Origin of the sequence: Flavobacterium sp. 9, assembly GCF_002754195.1 — a bacterium.
Classification (GTDB): Bacteria; Bacteroidota; Bacteroidia; order Flavobacteriales; family Flavobacteriaceae; genus Flavobacterium.
Genome location: NZ_PEEU01000001.1, coordinates 3776906 through 3794424, shown reverse-complemented (window position 1 = coordinate 3794424; position 17519 = coordinate 3776906). Strand labels below are relative to the sequence as shown.

The 17519-nt window shown below is 34.2% G+C and carries 14 protein-coding genes and 1 pseudogene; 10 read left to right on the top strand and 5 right to left on the bottom strand.

Features of this window, described 5'->3' with window-relative positions; translation table 11 throughout:
• Positions 1 to 16 precede the first annotated feature (16 nt).
• From porV to CLU81_RS15635, 7 genes are all read left to right on the top strand, one after another.
• Entirely contained in the window at positions 17 to 1225 is a 1209-nt protein-coding gene (gene porV, locus CLU81_RS15665; protein WP_099710659.1) for a type IX secretion system outer membrane channel protein PorV, read from the top strand.
• A gap of 78 nt (positions 1226 to 1303) precedes the next feature.
• Positions 1304 to 1786, top strand: coding sequence for a cytidine deaminase (gene cdd / locus CLU81_RS15660; protein WP_099710658.1), 483 nt, complete (start codon positions 1304 to 1306; stop codon positions 1784 to 1786).
• A 158-nt stretch (positions 1787 to 1944) separates the two neighbouring features.
• Positions 1945 to 2943, top strand: coding sequence for a pyruvate dehydrogenase (acetyl-transferring) E1 component subunit alpha (gene pdhA, locus CLU81_RS15655; RefSeq protein ID WP_099710657.1), 999 nt, complete (start codon positions 1945 to 1947; stop codon positions 2941 to 2943).
• 4 nt (positions 2944 to 2947) lie between these two features.
• Positions 2948 to 4597, top strand: coding sequence for a pyruvate dehydrogenase complex dihydrolipoamide acetyltransferase (locus tag CLU81_RS15650; protein ID WP_099710656.1), 1650 nt, complete (start codon positions 2948 to 2950; stop codon positions 4595 to 4597).
• 156 nt (positions 4598 to 4753) lie between these two features.
• Positions 4754 to 6601, top strand: a complete 1848-nt coding sequence (locus CLU81_RS15645; protein WP_099710655.1) for a hydrolase/aminopeptidase — start codon at positions 4754 to 4756, stop codon at positions 6599 to 6601.
• Between the two features lie 464 nt (positions 6602 to 7065).
• Positions 7066 to 7617, top strand: a complete 552-nt coding sequence (locus tag CLU81_RS15640) for a carboxymuconolactone decarboxylase family protein (RefSeq protein WP_099712782.1) — start codon at positions 7066 to 7068, stop codon at positions 7615 to 7617.
• 77 nt (positions 7618 to 7694) lie between these two features.
• Positions 7695 to 8573: a helix-turn-helix domain-containing protein gene (locus tag CLU81_RS15635; protein ID WP_099710654.1), complete on the top strand. Its 879-nt coding sequence runs from the start codon at positions 7695 to 7697 to the stop codon at positions 8571 to 8573.
• Here the strand turns inward: CLU81_RS15635 and CLU81_RS15630 are convergent.
• Both CLU81_RS15630 and CLU81_RS27310 read right to left on the bottom strand, forming a co-directional pair.
• Positions 8570 to 9787 (bottom strand): glycosyltransferase, encoded by a 1218-nt coding sequence (locus CLU81_RS15630; RefSeq protein ID WP_369804817.1) that lies wholly within the window; start codon positions 9785 to 9787, stop codon positions 8570 to 8572. The two genes, CLU81_RS15635 and CLU81_RS15630, sit on opposite strands and share 4 nt — an antisense overlap.
• A pseudogene (locus CLU81_RS27310) lies at positions 9753 to 9836 on the bottom strand (hypothetical protein); the annotation flags it as partial. The gene CLU81_RS15630 and the pseudogene CLU81_RS27310, both read right to left, overlap by 35 nt.
• A 92-nt stretch (positions 9837 to 9928) precedes the next feature.
• Between CLU81_RS27310 and CLU81_RS15625 the strand changes: the two are divergent.
• Entirely contained in the window at positions 9929 to 10510 is a 582-nt protein-coding gene (locus CLU81_RS15625) for a tRNA-(ms[2]io[6]A)-hydroxylase (protein WP_035685975.1), read from the top strand.
• 51 nt (positions 10511 to 10561) lie between these two features.
• Complete coding sequence (locus CLU81_RS15620; RefSeq protein ID WP_099710652.1) at positions 10562 to 13318, top strand: AsmA-like C-terminal region-containing protein; 2757 nt, start codon at positions 10562 to 10564, stop codon at positions 13316 to 13318.
• A 57-nt stretch (positions 13319 to 13375) separates the two neighbouring features.
• On the opposite strand, the gene CLU81_RS15615 is transcribed toward CLU81_RS15620, so the two are convergent.
• The 3 genes from CLU81_RS15615 to rplU form a co-directional block, all read right to left on the bottom strand.
• Positions 13376 to 14665 (bottom strand): hypothetical protein, encoded by a 1290-nt coding sequence (locus CLU81_RS15615; RefSeq protein ID WP_233209722.1) that lies wholly within the window; start codon positions 14663 to 14665, stop codon positions 13376 to 13378.
• Positions 14666 to 15194: 529 nt separating this feature from the next.
• Complete coding sequence (gene rpmA / locus CLU81_RS15610) at positions 15195 to 15455, bottom strand: 50S ribosomal protein L27 (RefSeq protein ID WP_017497241.1); 261 nt, start codon at positions 15453 to 15455, stop codon at positions 15195 to 15197.
• 24 nt (positions 15456 to 15479) lie between these two features.
• The gene (gene rplU / locus CLU81_RS15605) at positions 15480 to 15917 is read right to left on the bottom strand and encodes a 50S ribosomal protein L21 (protein WP_089353040.1); all 438 of its coding nucleotides are present in this window, start codon (positions 15915 to 15917) and stop codon (positions 15480 to 15482) included.
• Positions 15918 to 16187: 270 nt separating this feature from the next.
• On the opposite strand from rplU, the gene CLU81_RS15600 reads away from it, so the two are divergent.
• Positions 16188 to 17510 (top strand): pitrilysin family protein, encoded by a 1323-nt coding sequence (locus CLU81_RS15600; protein ID WP_099710651.1) that lies wholly within the window; start codon positions 16188 to 16190, stop codon positions 17508 to 17510.
• Positions 17511 to 17519 lie beyond the last annotated feature (9 nt).

Sequence of the window (17519 nt, the reverse complement as noted above, 5' to 3'; positions counted from 1 at the left end):
CTACATTTAGTCCCCAATGAAAAAAATATCACTTCTATTAATTTGTTTTTTAGTTATTACATACGCGAAAGCTCAGGAACTTGTTCGCCCAATTACAACAGGAGTCCCATTTTTATTAGTAGCAGCAGATGCTAGAGCAGCCGGTTTAGCAGATCAGGGAGTAGCCACTTCATCTGACGTTTTCTCACAACAATGGAATCCCGCAAAGTTTGCTTTTGCAGTAGACAAACAAGGATTTTCGATCAGTTACACTCCTTATTTAACAGATTTGGCTAACGATATCTCTCTTGGTCAGGTAACTTATTACAATAAAATCAATGAGCGAAGCGCCTTTGCAGGAAGTTTTCGTTATTTTGGTTTTGGAGACATTGAACTAAGAACAACCGGAGATCCAAGTGAACCAACAAGAACTGTATCACCAAATGAATTTGCTTTGGACGGATCGTATTCATTAAAATTGAGCGAAACATTCTCGATGGCGGTTGCAGCACGTTTTATTAATTCAAACCTTAAAATTGCATCTGAAGAAGTTGACGCATCATCTGCCAGCACTTTTGCTGTGGATGTTGCCGGATTCTATCAATCTGAAGAAATTGCCTATTCTGACTTTAACGGAAGATGGAGAGCAGGTTTTAACATGCAAAATTTAGGTCCAAAAATAAGTTACGATCACGATAATATAAGTACAAACTTTATACCTGCTAACTTAAGAGTAGGTGGTGGTTTTGATTTCATTTTTGATGATTATAATAAATTTGCACTTAGTGTTGAATTCACTAAACTTCTAGTACCAACTCCTCCGGGACCTGGAACTCCTGTAGACGCAAATGGAGACGGCGATTTTACAGATCCGGGAGACATTTCTCAAGAACAAGCAAATGCAACAAACTACAAAAACTACAACGACATTGGTTGGGTTTCAGGAATATTTAAATCATTTGGAGACGCTCCGGGTGGTTTCAGTGAAGAATTAAAAGAAATCACTTATAGTGTTGCCGGAGAATATATGTATCAGGATGCATTTGCAATGCGTTTAGGATATTACCATGAAAGCCCTGAAAAAGGAGCAAAAAGATTCTTTTCTCTAGGAGCAGGTTTCAAATATAATGTTGTAAAAGTTGACGTTTCTTACCTATTCTCAGCATCAAAAATAAAAAATCCGTTAGAAAACACACTTCGTTTTTCTTTAACGTTTAACTTTGGCGACAAATACGAAGTTTACTAGACCCAAAAAATAAAAAAATAATAACAATCCAAATTTCTATTTATTTAGAAATTTGGATTTTTTTTCCCATAAAAAGAAATGAAAGAAATAAGCATTACATCATCATTCCTGGTTTTTGACAGCCTAAACGATTTATCACAAGATATTCAGGATTTAATGAATCAAGCCGTTGAAATACGTAAAAAAGCATACGCACCCTATTCTCAATTTAGAGTTGGAGCGGCTTTATTACTCGATAACGGAAAAATAGTTTTAGGTTCTAATCAGGAAAACGCAGCTTACCCATCAGGATTATGCGCAGAACGTGTGGCAATTTTTCACGCAGGAAGTATTTATCCGGAAGCTAAGATTTTAAAACTTGCGATTACAGCAGCATCGGATACAAACCAAACTAAAGCTCCAATTCCTCCTTGTGGCTCTTGTCGTCAATCAATTGCAGAATACGAAATCAAACAAGACACCCCTATTGAAATTTATTTTATGGGCGAAATTGGCGAAGTTTACAAATCAGCATCCCTGAAAAATTTGCTTCCTTTTATGTTTGATAAAAAGTTCTTGTAAAAAAAAGCCAAAAAGTGGCGTTTAAATTTTACTTCTTAATAGGAATGTCTTATTTTTGCATCCCGACCTTTCGGGCGCAAATTTGTGGGAGGAAACTATTTTGCGTTATAGGCAACAATTGATAACACAAACAAACTTTAGCAAAAGAAAGAATTCAGATGAAAGAAGTTACAAAAGAAGTATATTTAAAGTGGTACGAAGACATGCTACTTTGGAGAAAGTTTGAAGACAAACTTGCAGCATTATACATTCAACAAAAAGTTAGAGGTTTTTTACACCTATATAATGGTCAGGAAGCTGTATTAGCGGGTGCTTTGCACGCTATGGACCTGACTAAAGACAAAATGATTACTGCTTACAGAAATCACGTACAACCAATTGGTATGGGAGTTGATCCTAGACGTGTAATGGCTGAACTTTTAGGAAAAGCTACAGGAACTTCTAAAGGTATGGGAGGTTCTATGCACATTTTCTCTAAAGAACACCGTTTTTACGGAGGTCACGGAATCGTAGGTGGACAAATTCCGGTAGGAGCTGGTTTAGCTTTTGCTGACAAATATTTCAACACTGGCGGAGTTACTATGACTTACTTTGGTGATGGAGCTGCAAGACAAGGTTCATTACACGAAGCATTCAACATGGCAATGTTATGGAAATTACCAGTAGTATTTATCGTTGAAAACAACGGTTATGCAATGGGAACTTCTGTTGAAAGAACTGCAAACCACACAGATATCTGGAAACTTGGTTTAGGATACGAGATGCCTTGCGGACCAGTTGATGGAATGAATCCTGTAAAAGTTGCTGAAGCAATGACAGAAGCTATCGAAAGAGCTCGTCGTGGTGATGGTCCAACTTTCCTTGAAATGAAAACGTACCGTTACAGAGGACACTCAATGTCTGATGCACAATTATACCGTTCTAAAGAAGAGGTTGAAGAATACAAAAAAATTGACCCTATTACTCAGGTTTTAGATGTAATCATGGATCAAAAGTATGCTACAGAAGAAGAAATTGAAGCAATTGACCAAAGAGTTAAAGACTTGGTTGAAGAATGTGTGAAATTCGCTGAAGAATCTCCATATCCTGAATTACAACAATTATACGATGTAGTATACGCACAAGAAGACTATCCATTTACACCTCATAAACTATAACATCATGGCGATTAAAGTAACAATGCCTCGTTTGAGCGATACTATGACGGAAGGAACGGTAGCGACTTGGTTAAAAAAAGTAGGCGACAAAATTAGCGAAGGAGATATCTTAGCTGAAATTGAAACAGATAAAGCAACAATGGAATTCGAGTCTTTCAATGAAGGAACTCTTTTACATATCGGAATTCAAGCTGGAGAAACTGCTCCTGTTGATTCATTATTAGCAATCATTGGTAACGAAGGAGAAGATATTTCTGCTCTTTTAGCTGGTGGTGCTGCCCCTGCTGCTGAAGCTCCAAAAGCTGAAGCTGCTCCTGCTACAGCAGAAACAAAAACAGAAACTGCTGCTCCTGCAAAAGCTGCAACTGAATTACCAAAAGGTGTTGTAGTTGTAACTATGCCTCGTTTGAGCGATACAATGACAGAAGGAACAGTAGCTAGCTGGTTGAAAAAAGTTGGCGACGCTGTTGCTGAAGGAGATATCTTAGCAGAAATTGAAACAGATAAAGCTACTATGGAGTTTGAGTCTTTCAATGCTGGAACATTATTATACATTGGAATTCAAGAAGGAAACACTGCTCCTGTTGATAGCTTATTAGCAATCATTGGACCTGCAGGAACTGATATTTCTGGAATTGCTGACAATTATACTGCCGGAGGAACTACAACCGCAAGTGCTCCTGCAACTGAAGAAAAAACTGCTCCTGTTGCTGAAAAAGCAACTGAAACAGTAAATAACACTTCAGATGGAAGAATTTTAGCTTCACCATTAGCTAAGAAAATTGCTTCTGACAAAGGAATCCAATTAACTCAGGTTAAAGGTTCTGGAGAAAACGGACGTATCGTAAAAAGCGATATCGAAAACTTTACTCCTTCAGCACAAGCACAACCAGCTGCAACATCAACTTCTGCTGCGCCAAAAGCTGAAACTGCTGCTCCTGCTGCACCAAAAGTATTTGTTCCTGCCGGAGAAGTTTTCACCGAAGAGATCAAAAACTCTCAAATGCGTAAAATTATCGCTAAACGTTTAGCAGAATCTTTATTTACTGCACCTCACTATAATTTAGTGATCGAAGTAAGCATGGACGAAGCAATGGGCGCAAGAGCGACAATCAATACTGTTCCGGATACAAAAGTATCTTTCAACGATATGGTAATTAAAGCTTGTGCTTTAGCATTGAAAAAACATCCAAAAATTAACTCTCAGTGGAAAGAAGATGCAATCATCATCAACCACCACGTTAACATTGGTGTTGCTGTAGCTGTTGAAGACGGATTAGTAGTTCCTGTATTGAAATTTACAGACGCTATGAGTTTATCTCAAATTGGCGCTTCAGTAAGAGATCTTGCAGGAAGAGCTAAAAACAAAAAACTTGGACCACAAGAAATGGAAGGAAGTACTTTTACAGTATCTAACCTTGGAATGTTTGGTATCACTGAATTCAATTCAATTATCAACCAACCAAACTCTGCTATCCTTTCTGTAGGTGCAATTGTTGAGAAACCAGTAGTTAAAAACGGTCAGATTGTAGTTGGAAACACAATGATGTTATCATTAGCGTGCGACCACAGAACAATTGACGGTGCAACTGGCGCTCAATTTTTACAAACATTAAAACAATACATCGAAAGCCCGGTTACAATGTTGGCATAATTTTCTTGTCAGCCTGAATAAAACCGAAGTGTCAGCCTGAGCGAAGTCGAAGGCAACTCAAGAAATTCGAAGGTAATTCATAATAAAATCCCGTTTTGTTTATTCAAAACGGGATTTTTTGTTTAATTTTCATCCTTAAATTCAACATCTCTTAAAATGAAAAAAATAATCCTTGTAACTTTATTCTTGACAGCACTGGCATGTCAGAAGAAAGACCAGACAGAAAAAGCTACAACTGTCACAGACGAGCACTCTTATTCTAAACCGGAATTAGCCGTTGTTAAACATTTAGATCTTGACATTAAAGTTGATTTTGACACACAAACTATTTCTGGAAAAGCGTCTTGGCTAATTGACAACATTAGCAAAGGAAACGAAATTATCTTCGACGAAAACACCCTAAACATTACAAAAGTAACTTTAGGTGACGACGAAAAAGAAACTAAGTTTGAACTTGGAAAAGACACTGAGTTTCACGGAAAACCGCTTCACATTACTATTGAACCAAATACTACAAAAGTCAACATCTATTACAGCACAACGAAAGATGCCATTGCATTACAATGGTTAACACCTGCACAAACTGCTGACAAAAAGAAACCTTTTGTTTTCTCTCAAGGCGAAAGCATTTGGTCACGCACCTGGATTCCATGTCAGGATTCACCGGGAATTCGTTTTACATATAATGCAAAAGTTACAGTTCCTAAAGATTTATTGGCTGTAATGAGCGCTGTAAATCCGCAGAAAAAGAACGACACAGGAGTTTATACTTTCAAACAAGACAAAGCAATTCCGTCATATTTAATGGCAATTGCTGTTGGAGATCTTGAATTTCAATCTATTGATAACAGAACCGGAGTTTACGCAGAACCATCAATGCTAAAAAAATCAGCTTGGGAATTTGCTGAACTTGGAAAAATGGTTGTTGCTGCCGAAAAACTTTACGGCCCTTATCGTTGGGGACGTTATGATGTATTGGTTCTTCCTCCAAGTTTCCCTTATGGCGGAATGGAAAATCCAAATTTAACTTTCTTAACTCCTGGCGTAATTGCCGGCGATCGTTCTTTAACTAGTTTATTAGCGCATGAATTAGGTCATAGCTGGAGCGGAAACTTAGTTATCAACGCAACTTGGGACGATATTTGGCTAAATGAAGGTTTTACCACTTATGTAGAACACAGAATTGGCGAAGAAATTTTTGGTAAAGAAGAAGCTGAAATGCAAGACGTTCTTACTCGTAAAGATTTAGACGATAATATTGCTGAATATGGCGCAACAAATCCGGATACAAGATTAAAAGTTAGCCTTACGGGAAGAAATCCTGATGATGGAATAAGTCAAATTCCGTATGTAAAAGGATATAACTTCCTGAAAGTAATCGAACAAGCTGTTGGACGTGAAAAATTCGATCCGTTTATCAAAAACTATTTTGATGCACACGCTTTTCAATCTATCACAACAGAAGATTTCGTAAAATACATCAACGACAACCTTATTAAAGGAGACAAAGCTCTTGCTGATAAAATCAAACTTGACGATTGGATTTACAAACCAGGAATTCCATCTAATATAACTTCTGTTCATTCTGATGATTTTACTGCGATTGACAGCATTCAAAAAAACTGGAGAAAAACAGGCGTTAAAGGATTAAGTCAAAAAATAAAATCGACTACAGAAAAACAGCATTTTATAGATTATTTACCTGCTGATATCACTGTTGAAGAAATGACTGCAATTGATGTCGAATTTAATTTTACCAAAAACGGAAACTTTGTGATAAAACGTCAATGGTTTGTTCAAGCAATTCGTCATGAATACAAAACTGCTTATCCTGCAATTGAACAATTCATGATTGCAACGAGCAGAACCGGATCATTAATGACTCTTTATAAAGAACTTGTTAAAACTCCTGAAGGAAAAGTTTGGGCTAAACAAATTTTTGATAAAGCTAAATCTGGTTATCATGCAACAACAATTCAAGCTGTTGGAGATTTATTGAAATAGTTTTTCAGTCTCAGTTTACAGTCACAATAAACAATTGAAATCCCCGATTACAAATCGTAATCGGGGATTTTTTTTATTCCTATTTGTCATTGCGAGGAACGAAGCAACCACACTAACAATAAGCGTAATTACCAATAACAACCAAAGCACCAAATGTGATTGCTTCGTTCCTCGCAATGACAAACTAAACGAAAACCCTCTTATGAAAACAATTGCCCTAGCCCCGATAGAAGTGGAAATCCTTTTGTGGCGGGGTTCGCCACAAAAGATTGTAACGGATAGCGGGATTAGCTCCAAAAAAACTTTATCATAGAAATAAAACCTCCTCTTTTTCTCCTAAAAAAACTCTCAGGGAAAATTATCCATTACATAGCGTAAATTCTCCATGTTCTAAAATCTGTCATCGTCGCATCTTTGTAGTGTCAAAAGACAAGAACTATAAACAACATAAAAAATTAAATAAAATGACACGATTAACAGCTTTAAACCCAGAAGAAGTAACAGGAAAAACTAAAGATTTATTCAACGCTGTACAAGCTAAATTAGGCGTTGTTCCAAACATGATGAGAACAATGGGAAATTCTCCTGCAGTATTAGAAGGATATTTGAATTTAAGCGGCGCTTTGAGCCACGGAAAATTAAGCGCAAAAACTGGCGAATTATTAGCCTTAACGGTTTCAGAAACTAATTCATGTGATTATTGTGTAGCTGCTCACACTTTTATTGGAGAGAAATTATTAAAAACAGACCCACAAGTTTTGCAAGACGCAAGAACAGGAAATTCTGGCGATGCAAAAACGGAAGCTATTCTTCAATTTGCAAAAACATTAGTTAGCAAAAATGGTTTGGTGAGCAATGAAGATGTTCAGGCAATTAAAAATGCAGGAGCTTCAGAAGCTGAAATTGCAGAAACTGTAGCACATGTAGCGCTAAATGTTTTGACTAACTATTTTAATAATACTGCTAACACAGAAATTGATTTTCCTGCAGTTCCAAGTTTAGAACTTCAAAAATAATTCAAACAAAAAACAAGGCTTAAAGATAGTCGTGAATTTATTCATGACTATCTTTATGTTTTCAAAAAACAGTAATTATGAGCAATCAGAATGTTTTTACGTTGATAAATCCGCAAACCGGAAATCTGGCTTTCAAACTGCTTCCGTTTGGTGATAACAGCCATTTTGATCATTTGCAACGCAATAATTTTTTCTCTTTAATTTGGGTTACCAAAGGAAAAGGAAAGGTAAAAGCCGATTTTGCAGAACATCATTTTGAAGAAAACTCACTCCTCGCCTTTTCACCTTATCAGCCTTTTATGCTTTGTGTAAACGAACCAATTGAAGGAATTGCAATTCACTTTCATCCGGATTTCTATTGCATCCATATGCATCAAAAAGAGGTTTCGTGCAGCGGCGTTTTATTTAATAATGTCTATCAACCGCCATTTGTTAAAATTACTAATGAAGCTTCTGGTACTTTTAAAATGGTTTTGGATCAGATGAAAGTAGAAATTCAAAATTCTGATTTGGCGCAATATGAATCGCTGGTTTCTTATTTAAAGATATTTTTAATCACAGCTTCGCGATTAAAAAATCAGCAATTGGAAGAAATGAAATCGGTTCCAAATAGTAAAGAACCTTTTATACTTCAAAACCTAAAAGACGCGATTGAAGACAATTTCAAAACCAAACATTCTGCTGGAAACTACGCAGAAATGCTGAATATTTCGGCGAAAGCCTTAGCCAAAATATCCAAGAATTATTTCAATAAAACTTTGACGGATTTAATTGCCGAAAGAATCATAATTGAAGCCAAAAGAGAACTATACATGACCAACAAAACGGTAAAAGAAATCGCTTATGAATTAGGTTATGATGACGAACATTACTTTAGCAGATTTTTTAAAACAAATGCTGATGTTTCGCCACAATTGTATCGCGAAACGGTAGGTTTTGGAAAAATGGAAGCTTAATTTTTATTTTTAGCTTCGATCCATTTTGACATGTATTTGGTGCTTTTTAAAGTATGATGCTGAAGCAAACTTCCCATAAAATTCTGCAAACGATGACTTTCGGAATCATTCAACAATGAATTAATCTTTGCAACCAAAGCTGTAGAATATTTACTTAACTGATAACATTCGTTTACGATTGCAACACCATTTTTTTGCGATTGTTTCCACAAATTTTCGTCGTGATATAAGTCAACTGCTTTTTTTGCAAACGCCTCAACATCATCGGTAATAAAACCATTCCATGGTAAATCTGCGTGCATCGCTTCAGAACCAATTGTCGTTGTCATACTTGGCGTTCCGCATTGCATCGCTTCTAATAATTTACCTTTTAAACCGGCACCAAAACGTATAGGCGCTAAAACAACTCTGGCATTTTTAACGACTTCATTTGCATCTTTAGCTCTTCCCATAATAAAAAAACCATTTTTAGGCTGATGCAATTGCAAGACTTTTTGCGAAGGATAAGCGCCATAAACTTCCAAAACTGCTTCTGGAAATTGTTTTTTAATTATTGGCCAAATCGTTTCTTTTAGATATTGAACCGTATTCCAATTGGGTTCATGAAGAAAATTTCCGATGAAAACAAAATTCTTTCGCTCTTCAAACAAAGGCAATTTCAACAGATCTAAATCAGACATTTCATAAACCAAAAACGGTAGATAATACAGCAAATCTGAATCTATTTTAAACACCTCTTTTAAGATTTTCATTTCAAATTCTGAAATAATAAAAGATAAATCACATCTTAAAATACTGGCAATCTCGCGTTTTGCAACTTCTTCAGACAACAAATTAGTATATTCGAAAGCTCTGTTTTCTTTAAACGCTTTTTGTCTTGCTGTTCTTAAAGAATGTAAATCTTCAGTATCTAATATTCGAATTGCTTTTGGACATTTTTCAGCAACACGCCAACCAAATTGCTCTTCGATCATGAAACGATCAAACAAAACAACATCAGGATTTAGTTCTAAAATGAAATCATCAAAACTGGAATTATTCAATTCAATTGATTTTTTCTCTATTCCAAATTCAGTCAAATCAGCCATAAAATCACTATCCAAAGCTGGACTTGCAAACGTAATTTCGAATTTGTTTTGTTTGAAAATGGAAATTAATTGCATCATTCTTCCACCGGCCGCAGACGAATTTGGTTCGGGCCAGACAAAACCAATAATTAACAGTTTTTTTGCTTGATTCATTTTTGTTGTTTTCGCTATACAAAATAATGCTTTTTTACGCTCATTTGCACAATATTTCCTGATTTTTGGTCAGAAAAATGACTAATTTTGCATATTACAAATTTTTGATAAATTATGTTAGGATTAAAATTAGCTACAGACCCGCGTTGGGTAAATATTGTGGAGTCGAATATCGAAGAGATTTTAACGGATCACGCTTGGTGTGAGCAAAAAGCAGCTTCAAATGCAATTAGCTTAGTTACTTACAATTCTGAATTAGAGGAATTAGTAACAGAAATGCTTGTGATTGCAAGAGAAGAATTAGAGCATTTGCAAATGGTACATGATATTATCAAAAAAAGAGGTTTGACATTGGGGCGCGAAAGAAAAGATCATTATGTAAATGAACTTTTTAAATTCATGAAGAAAGACGGAAGCCGTAAAGACGCACTTTGTGATCGTTTATTATTTTCGGCCATGATTGAAGCCAGAAGTTGTGAGCGTTTTAAAGTACTTTCAGAAAATATAAAAGACGAAGAATTGGCTAAATTCTATCGTGATTTAATGATTTCTGAAGCAGGACATTATACTACTTTTTTAGGATTTGCAAGAAAATATACTGACAATATAGATATTGATAAACGCTGGAAAGAATGGATTGAATATGAAGGTTCTATTATTACTAATTACGGAAAAAGCGAAACCGTACACGGATAATAACCTTTTTAATTCGATTTTCATTTTTACCTATAAAAACCACAACTTGTTATGTCTGCAAACAAAACTAAGTCCATTTTATTAAAAACGGCTAAATATTTAGGAATCACATTTGTTGTTATTATAGGATTGTTATTCCTTACTCCTATTGTTTTTGCTGATAAAATTAAGGAACAAATTAAAAAAACAGCCAACGAAAAACTTAGTGCTGAATTAAATTATTCTGATGTTTCTGTTTCGTTTTTTCAGCATTTTCCTTCTCTGACTTTAACTTTAACGGACTTACATCTTAACGGATCTGCTCCATATAAAGACGAAAAATTTATCACGGCAAAAGAGGTTTCTTTTGGAATAAATGTAGCAAGTTTAGTTTTTAGCAAAGAGGTAAAAATTGATCAGATTTACTTATCTGATTCCTTCATTAACGTGAAAGTAAATGAAAAAGGAGAAGCAAACTACAACATTTACAAATCATCTTCTAAAGCCGAGACTTCTAAAGACAGTTCTGAAACAGCTTTAAAACTGGAGAAAATCGAGATCTTAAATAGTAAAATAATCTACGACGATAAATCGACTAAAGTTCATTTTGATGCTTTTGGATTTGATTATTTAGGAAAAGGAGATTTAAACCAAGCCGTTTTTGATTTGTACTCAAAAGCCAAAATCGAGAAATTAAATATCGTTTATGAAGGCGAACCCTATTTAATGAACAAAAAAGTTGACGCTGATTTGATTACCAAAGTAAACGTAAACTCTTTATCTTTCTTTTTCCAGCAGAATAACTTAAAAATCAACCAGCTTTTAGTCGATTTTAAAGGAAAATTCAACTTCTTGAAAGATGGTTACAACATGGATTTTGTCATTAAATCTGACAACAGTGATTTGCATGATGTTTTTACCGCTTTTCCTCCAAAATATATTACCTGGCTTTCTAAAACCGAATTAAAAGGAAATACTAATTTACTTTTTACTTTAAAAGGAGATTATATTGCCTCGCAAAATATAGCGCCGGATCTTAATCTGGATGTCAAAATAGATAGCGGATTTGTGAATTATAACAAAAGCCCTTTTCCGGTTTCAAATCTTAATTTAGAAGTTAAAACAAAAGTTCCGTCTTTGAATCCGGATCTTGTTATTGTTGATGCCAAAAATTTATCTTTAAATATTAACAAAGATTATTTAAAATCGAAATTCTACGTTAAAGGCGTAAATAAACCAGATATTAATGCCGATTTTAAAGCTAAAATTGATCTTGGAAAATTAATGCAGGCACTTGGAATTCCGAATGTTGTGCTAAAAGGAAATTTAGCCGGAGATGTAAAAGCAAATGGAATATTTGATCCAAAAAATAAAATTCTTCCAGTTACAAATGGAGTTATCGACTTGGAAAATGGTTATTTAAAAACTCCATATTATCCAAATCCAATCACAAATATTACAATAAAATCTAAGATTGAGAATCAAAAAGGAACTTTTAGTGATTTAAAAGTAAACCTAAAACCAGCTCAATTTACCTTTGAAGGAAAACCGGTTTTTGTAGAAGCTGATCTGAGCAACTTCAACGATTTAACATATGATATTAAAGCAAAAGGAGAATTGGATGTCAATAAAATCTATAAAGTTTTCTCTCAAAAAGGACTTGATCTTGATGGTTTTGTAAAAGCCGATGTAGTTTTGAAAGGTAAACAAAGCGATGCCGAAAAAGGAAATTACCGCAAACTTTACAACAAAGGAACTCTTGAACTTAGAAACATTGGCATAGCATCAGAGTATCTTCCGAAGAAATTCGTCATTAAAGAAGGTATATTTAAAATCAATCAGGATAAAATGTCATTCAACAATTTTTTGGCCGCATATGGTCAATCAGATTTCAAAATGAATGGTTATTTACAAAACGTTTTTAACTACATAACTACAAATACAGGAGTTTTAAGAGGCTCTTTTAAAGTTACTTCACGATATATTAATGTGGATGAATTTATGTCGAGTACCCCGGCAAATACTTCTGTTACAGAAACTAAAACAGAAACTCAACCTCAGACTCAACCTGTACAAAAAGGAGTTATTATTATCCCAACAAATTTGAATTTGAATTTTACAGCAAATGCTCAAAAAGTAAATTTTGACAAATTGAATCTTCAAAACGCAGTTGGAAACCTGAGCATGAACAAAGGAAAACTGAGCATGCAAAATACAGGCTTCAATTTAATTGGTTGTGCTGTTTCTATGAATGCAAATTATCAGGCTGTAACACCTAAAAAAGCAAATTTCGAGTATAGCATTAAAGCTTCTGATTTTGACATTAAAAGAGCTTATAATGAGATTGAAGTTTTTAGAAAAATGGCAAGCGCTGCCGAAAAAGCGCAAGGAATTGTTTCTGTAGATTATCAATTAAAAGGTCGTTTAAACGGAAACATGGATCCGGTTTATCCATCACTTGTTGGCGGAGGAACACTTTCTATAAAAGATGTAAAAGTAAGAGGATTAAAAATGTTTAATGCCGTAAGCAAAGAAACAAACTCTGAGTCAATGAAAAATCCGGATCTTTCGAAAGTTGATATTAAAACAACAATCAAGAATAATATAATGACCGTAGAACGTTTTAAATTTAAGTTTGCCGGCTTTAGACCAAGAATTGAAGGCACAACAAGTTTAGACGGAAAACTGAACTTAAAAATGCGCTTAGGCTTACCTCCTCTTGGAATATTCGGAATCCCATTAACAGTAACCGGAACGCAAGACAATCCAAAGATAAAATTAGGCAGAAAATCTAATGATTTAGAAGAAACAAAAGATACTGAGGAATAAAAACAAAAGCCTGTTCGTAACGAACAGGCTTTTTTATTTTAAATACAACTGGACTTGTTAAACAAACAAAGTTCCCGAAACATACAAAATACCTTTTGCCAGTAACCACAATAAAGCTGCCATTCCTAAAAATCCCCAAGTCCAGGTGTTACTTCTTTTCCAACTGAAGAAAAACGTTGGAATTTCCCAATATTTAATCACGATAAAAATACTTACTCCAATTAATGAAACCCAGATCATTTCTGCCGAGTGAATCTGAAAACTATAAAACAAAACTGCCACAAAAAAGAGAGTTGCAACGAATGACAAATAATAGTAATTCTTGTAATTGCGCTTATAATTATCCTTAAGTGATATCAGCAAAAATGATATAATCAACAAACTCGTCAAGGCCGTTATTACATACGAGAAAATCATATTATTCTGCCAAATAAGAAAACCATCAATAATCAGCGCCAAAACAACGCAGGCTGCGAGCGAATAAACACTTCTTTCGATAAAATCATCTTTCTCTTTGTACGGTATAAGAATTGGATACATATATTTCTCTAAGATTCGCCAAAAAGGCAAAGCACAAATTGCCACCATTGCAGCTACAACAATTTCATAATTATACAAAGTATCTCCCGGAATTTTATACAAAAGATAAAACAGAGCTGCAGTAACAATTATAGCTGGTAGACAAATTGTTTTTACAGTTTCCCATTTATCATTTCCCCAGAAATTATTCTTTATTTCAAAAATATACTTCTGCACTAAATACTTTCGGGTAAAAATCGCCGTCGATTGACTCCATAATAAAAACAAACCTGTATGGATTACTATAGTTCGCAATGTCATTTCTTCTATAAAACATCCCAAAACAATACATACAACACCTACTAACAATAGTTCGTACGTTAATAAAATTGCAGAAAACAAAAGTCTGAATAAGGGCGCAAACTGTTTTATAAGAATATCTATTAATGAATTCCAATAATTGCGCAACAAGCCTATTACAGAACAAATTGCAATAAATGCAGCGAGACACAACATCCAATTGGTTAGAGATTGTGTTTGCATCCATAATTGAACCGCAGAATTTTTTACAGGAACATAGACTATATGAGAATTAGCATAAATTTCATTCGCTAATTGATTTCTTACTGTATCATTTAGCGCAGAAAACTGATTCTTATGCTTTTGCCAATATACATTTGGATCAGAACCGCTTTTTTGCAAGATGGCAAATTCGTATAATATCTTTTTTTGAGAATCATTTAAGGATGCAGTTTGTTCTGTAGGGTGAATTTCTTTTGCAAACAGATTTGTACAGAAAAGAAATAAAAGGAAAACTATTTTTTTCAAAATTTGGGTAGATTAATCCAATCAAAAATACAAATAATACGGTGTGAAAAATTAAAATTTAAAAATTCAAAATTCCAATAACAAAAACACTTATATGTATTTCAAAAAAAGGAAACTGATTTCTACTTTCGGTTAAAATGACAAAAACAAGATACAAATCCTAAATGTTGTGACGAAACATAAAAACTAAACTCAGCACTTATTTTTTTACCGCAAAGAGCGCAAAGATTTTTACCTAAGAATACTTCTAAAAAGTACAAAGTTCGCAAAGCTTTGTATTGACTTAGCTTTGCGAACTTTACCTCTTTTATAAAAGAGAAAAGTAAAAAAACTTAGCGTTCTTTGCGGTAATTTTTTTTTCTATCCATAAGTTTTTGAATTAGACCAAAACAAGCACAATTACTACTACTTTAAACAAATAACAAAACACAGCAAACTTAAATTCACTTATATAACTTACATGGTTAAACTATAAAAAACAAAAAACCCGCTCTTTTCAGAACGGGTTTTGTAATAAGTAGTCTAATGATTATGCTTCGAATGGAAGGATAGATACATAAGATTTGTTATCTTTTTTCTTTTGGAACTTAACAACTCCAGCTACTCTTGCGTGTAGTGTGTGATCTTTACTGATGTAAACGTTCTCACCTGGATTATGTTTTGAACCTCTTTGTCTAACGATGATGTTCCCAGCAATAGCAGCTTGACCTCCAAAAATCTTAACGCCTAAACGTTTTGATTCTGATTCTCTACCATTCTTCGAACTACCGACACCTTTCTTGTGAGCCATGACGTATGAGTTTAAATATTGTTATTATTCTTTAGTAGCTTCTTTTTTTGCTTTTGGAGCTGCTTTTTTAGCTTTAGGAGCTTCTACTTCTTCAGTAGCTACTTCTTCTGCCACAACTGCTTTTTTAGCTGCTGCTTTTTTAGTTCCTCCTGCTGCAGTAATACCTTCAATTACAATTTGAGTAAGATATTGTCTGTGACCATTTCTCTTTTTGTATCCTTTTCTTCTTTTCTTTTTGAAAACGATAACTTTATCTCCTTTTAAGTGTTGTAACACTTTAGCTTCTACTGAAGCACCTTCTATAGCTGGGGCGCCTAAAGTTACATTTCCATTATCGTCTAATAAAAGAACTTTGTCAAAAGAAATTTTTGAACCTTCTTCATTAGCCAAACGGTTAACATAAACCTTTAAGTCTTTGCTTACTTTGAATTGTTGCCCTGCTATCTCTACGATTGCATACATACCAAATTGATTTATTGATTTTTAAGGTTGCAAATATACAATTAATAATTTACTGTGCAATCTCTTATTCCAAAAATATTTTTTTCTCCTTAAACTCTGTTTTTCAAGGCATTTCTCCCATTAAAAAAAGTCAATCTGATGTAAAATACTGTTAAAGTGTCATCAAAATAGTACCGAATCTCCAAATGATAATAAAAAAAGTTATTTTTGATGTAACGATAACCAACTCTTTGCTACCTACATATTAGGTAATATAAATTATTAATCTTTATGAAAAATTCAATAATGATGTTAAGTGCAGCACTTATGCTCGGCGGAGTAGCTCATGCTCAAAAGGTAGCTTTTGAAGAATACAATTTAGATAACGGTATGCATGTTATTTTGCATAACGATCCATCGGCTCCGGTTGTGATAACCTCAGTAATGTATCACGTAGGTTCAAAAGATGAGCGTCCTGATCGTACAGGTTTTGCACATTTCTTTGAGCATTTATTATTTGAAGGAACAGAAAATATAAAACGTGGCGAATGGATGAAAATCGTTACCGCCAATGGAGGTGTAAATAATGCCAACACAACAGACGACAGAACTTATTATTATGAAGTTTTTCCATCAAACAGTTTAGAGCTGGGTTTATGGATGGAATCTGAGCGATTAATGCATCCTGTAATTAATAAAATAGGTGTTGAAACTCAAAATGAAGTTGTCAAAGAAGAAAAAAGAATGCGTTATGACAATCAACCTTACGGGAATATCCTTCCTGAGGTGAAAAAAAACATGTTCAAAAATCACCCATATCGCTGGACAACTATCGGTTCTATGAAAGATTTGGACGCTGCAACTCTTGAAGAATTTAAAGCTTTCAATAAAAAGTTTTATACTCCAAATAACGCTGTTTTAGTTGTTGCCGGAGATTTCGATAAAACCAAAACTAAAGAATGGATTCAGAAGTATTTTGCAACAATCCCAAGAGGTGAAGATGTTAAGAAACAAACTTTTGTTGAAGAACCAATTAACCAAACTATAAAAGCGACTTACGAAGATCCAAATATTCAGATCCCAATGATTGTTGCTTCTTATAGAACTCCTTCAATGAAAACTAGAGACGCAAGAGTTCTTGATTTAATCTCTTCTTATTTAAGTGATGGAAAAAGTTCAAAATTGTACAAAAAAATAGTTGACGATAAAAAAATGGCGCTTCAAATTGGTGCTGTTGGATTTAGTCAGGAAGATTACGGAATGTACATTTTGTATGGTTTACCAATGGCTCCAAATACTACAGCCGACATTTTGAAAGAAATGGACGAGGAAATCGTAAAAATCCAAACTGATTTGATTTCTGAAAAAGACTATCAAAAATTACAAAACAAATTCGATAATAATTTTGTGAATGCAAATGCAAGCGTAGAAGGAATTGCAGAAAACCTGGCTTCTTATTATTTACTTTATGGAGATGTAAATCTTATTAATACTGAGATCGACCTTTACCACTCTATTACAAGAGAAGAAATTAGAGAAGTAGCCAAAAAGTATTTAAATCCTAACCAACGTTTAATTTTAGATTACATTCCTTCAACCAAAGCTCAAAACTAAGTCTATCGA